We start from the raw sequence: 2,665 nt of genomic DNA on the forward strand, positions 1-2,665 counted from the left end.
GGCGCGCATCTCCGCCACGGCGATGGACAGCCCCTCCGGAGCCACCACGCGCACGTCCGGGTGGGTACCGGCGAGCGTCGTGCGGCACGCCTGGCACTCACCGCAGCCGGGGAGGTCGCCCCAGCCCACCGACGAGCACTGCAAGGCCGCCGCGAACGCCTTGGCCGCAGTGGACCGCCCCGAGCCGGGAGGGCCGGTGAACAGCCACGCGTGCGTCATCGCCCCGGGGGTGACGGGCCGTCCGGACACCAGCTCGTCCGCGGCGCGGGCCGCCGCTCCGAGCACGGCCACCGCCTCCGGCTGGCCGACCACCTCGGCCCACACTCCGGTGCTCACGCATTACCCCGCTTCGGAACTCGCCAGGGACCCATCGGTCGGTGGCACCGTAACGCGCCGCGCCGACAGCGCGGGAAGCACCGCCTCCCGAACCCTGAGTGCCACCTCCTCCCGCTCTCCGTCCGCGTCGACGACCACGTACCGCTCCGGGTCCGCCGCCGCGAGCTCGGTCAGCACGTGCCGCCAGGTGTGCTCGATCCGCCCGGCCGGACCGCTGCTGGCCCGGTCGAGCAGCACGGTGACCTCGGGGCGCAGCCGCCCGGTCGCCCAGTCCACGAGCCCGTCCGGTGAGCCCGAGCTCGGCTCGCACACCAGGACCACGACCGAACCGGCTTCGAGCGCGGGCACCACCTGCCGCTCCACCACGTCCGCGCGGACCGCGGCGGCCAGCAGCGAGTGCGCCCGAAGTCCGGTCAGGCCGCCGTGTTCGGCCAGGTCGCGCAGGCGCTCGCCCTCCGAGGCCGGGTCTCCCGCCAGCAGGACCTCGCGTCCACCCTCGCGAAGCCAGTCCACCAGCAGGCGTGCCTGCGCGGCCGTCTCCTCGACGGTGTCCCCCTCCACCGACAACAAGTGGCCGCTGCCCGTTCGCGGCGTCCTGACCAGCGCGGACAGCAGGTCGCGGACACCTCCGGAGCGCCTGTCGTCCATCTGCCGGTAGGCGATCGTGCCCGCCAGGGCGGCGACCAGCCCAGCGGCGAAGAGCACCGGCCTGGTGGGGTCGATCCGCACCGCGCGGCCCAGCGCCTCGAAGGTGATCGGCGGGACCACCGCGACCAGCAGTGGCACCACGGCCATCGCGCCCATCAGCACGAGCCGGACCAGCGACTGCATGAACGCGACGGTCCGGCCGCGCACGGTGTCCTCCACCTGCGCGCCGATGATCGTCATCCCGGTCAGGAAAGCAACGCCCGCTGAGGTGCCGACCAGGGCCACCGTCGCCAGCGCCACCCACAGGTGCGGGGCGAGCGCGGCGGGGACCATCGCGAGCCCGGCGGCGATGATCGCGGCGCCGAAGAGCCGGTTGTGCGGCATGCGCGCGGCCAGCTTCGGCGCGAACACCATGCCGACGCCGAGCCCGGAGAACACCGACACGAACAGCAGGCCGTAGCTGCCGTCACCGCCGGAGAGGCTCAGCGCGTAGAGCTTCGCGCAGGCGATCACCGCGCCGCCCGCCGCGAACGCTCCCCCGATGCCGATCACCAGGCCGCGCACCAGCGGTGTCCGGCCCACGAAAGCCAGGCCGTCCTTGACCAGCGAGAACAGGCTCTCCCCCGCCAGCTTCCCGGCGTCGTGGGCGCGGCTGGAGATCTCCGGGATGCGGGTCGCGACGGTGATCGCGTTGCCCAGGTAGAGCACCGCGTTGAGCAGCAGCGCGACCGCCATCGTGCCGGTCGGGCTCAGCTGGAGCGCCAGCGTCGGGCCGATCACCGTCAGCGCGGTGAACAGGCCGGAGGCCGCCACCACCGAGACGCCGTAGGTCATCACCATGTTCAGCTGGTTGGCCGTCTCCACCTGGTCCGGCCTGCGCAGCAGGTTCGGCACGGCCGCGTCCTTGGCGGGCGCCCAGAACAGCGTGACCAGCTCGATCAGGAAGGTCGCCACGAACAGCCACCACAGCGAGCCCACCAGCGGCACGCTCACCAGCAGCAGGCAGCGCAGCACGTCGCAGATCGCCATCAGCGCGCGCCGGTCGAACTTGTCCGCGAGCGCGCCCGCCACCGGGGCGAACAGCAGCGCGGGCAGCAGCTTGGTGACGATGACACCGCCGAGCGCGAAGCCCTGCGCCTGGTAGCCGCTGGTCATGTTGGTGGCCAGCGCCGAGAGGGCCAGCAGCGACAGCCAGTCGCCGACGCTGCTCAGCGCGTTGACGGCCCACAGCCTGCGGAACGGCTGGATGGCCAGCACGCTGCGAACCCGGTGAGCGGTCGAGACCGGCGGCGTTCCCGCATCACCCACGTCAGATCACCCGTTCGCATTAGCCGAAGCGGTGCTCAGACTAGGGGAAGAGGTGTTCGGCCACGTTCAAGATGAAGCCGAGGAGCAGGAGCCCGAAAAAGATCATGGCGCTGATGCCGCACCCCGCGCCCGCCTTGGCCTGCTGCTGGGGCTGCGGTTGCGCCTGCGGCGGGGGCATCGGCTGCATCTGAGCGGGCTCCCGCGCCGAAGCAGCGCCCTCGTCAGCGCAGGCAGGCCCCGGTCCAGCAACCGATGCAGCCGATGCCCCCGCCGCAGGCGCAACCGCAGCCCCAGCAGCAGGCCAAGGCGGGCGCGGGGTGCGGCATCAGCGCCATGATCTTTTTCGGGCTCCTGCTCCTCGGCTTCATCTTGA

The 2,665-nt window shown here is 72.7% G+C and carries 2 protein-coding genes and 1 pseudogene; all 3 read right to left on the reverse strand.

What is annotated here, in order from left to right; all coding sequences use genetic code 11:
* Nucleotides 1-336: pseudogene (locus CCN37_RS41830) on the reverse strand (DNA polymerase III subunit delta'); the annotation flags it as partial.
* A gap of 3 nt (nt 337-339) precedes the next feature.
* Nucleotides 340-2,292 (reverse strand): dTMP kinase, encoded by a 1,953-nt coding sequence (locus tag CCN37_RS36275; RefSeq protein WP_086829783.1) that lies wholly within the window; start codon nt 2,290-2,292, stop codon nt 340-342.
* Between the two features lie 40 nt (nt 2,293-2,332).
* Nucleotides 2,333-2,479 carry a hypothetical protein gene (locus CCN37_RS40370; RefSeq protein WP_168201025.1) on the reverse strand — a complete coding sequence of 49 codons (147 nt, stop codon included), beginning with the start codon at nt 2,477-2,479 and terminating at the stop codon, nt 2,333-2,335.
* Nucleotides 2,480-2,665: the final 186 nt, after the last annotated feature.

The sequence above is a fragment of the Allokutzneria sp. NRRL B-24872 genome, assembly GCF_002155965.1.
Classification (GTDB): Bacteria; Actinomycetota; Actinomycetes; order Mycobacteriales; family Pseudonocardiaceae; genus Allokutzneria.